At 34.6% G+C, this 613-nt stretch carries 1 protein-coding gene; it reads right to left on the bottom strand.

The window, feature by feature from the left end; all coding sequences use genetic code 11:
* Positions 1–354, bottom strand: a 354-nt coding sequence (locus IE271_RS44630) for an isocitrate/isopropylmalate family dehydrogenase (protein WP_229920013.1), incomplete at its 3' end; no start/stop codon positions are given.
* Positions 355–613 lie beyond the last annotated feature (259 nt).

Genomic DNA, 613 nt, shown 5'->3' with positions numbered 1-613 from the left:
ACCAATAGGCGTGGTCAAAGGCCCTTTAATAGAAACCTTATAGTGGTTAATCGCTTCAATAGTGTCCGGTAATAACCATTGCTCTTCTGGGCTTAATTCTTTATGATCTTTAAATTTTTGATAGCATTTTTCGCCCACAAACACCTCATACCATGCGATTTTTTTCTCGCCTCTATACGCTTTTTGAACCGCACTATCCACGACTTTAATCATCGCCGGGGTAATATCTGATCCAATGCCATCGCCCTCAATGAAAGGGATAATGGGGTGGTTTGGCACATGCAATTTGTTGTCTTTAATCGTAATTTCTTCGCCCTCTTTAGGCTTTTGCAAAATTTTAGGGTTGTAAGCCATCTCTTATCCTTTTTGTAAAATTTAAGTAACTATACTAGCGCAAAAATACTATATAACCCCTAAAAATCTTTTTTTGAATGCGTGTTTAAAAGTAGCGGTTGGAAATAACTTGAAAAAACGCAATGTTTTTAAAAAAAATATTTAATTTTTTGGCTTATAATGGAGTGCTATCATTCTAAAAACTTAAGGAAGTCAAATGTCTGTCACTTTAATCAACAATGAAAATAATAAACGCTATGAATTTGAAACGATTGAATGC

Origin of the sequence: Streptomyces minutiscleroticus (assembly GCF_014650875.1) — a bacterium.
Classification (GTDB): domain Bacteria; phylum Actinomycetota; class Actinomycetes; order Streptomycetales; family Streptomycetaceae; genus Streptomyces; species Streptomyces minutiscleroticus.
Note: the sequence above shows the minus strand (reverse complement) of the source record. Positions and strands in the feature narration are given on the sequence as shown.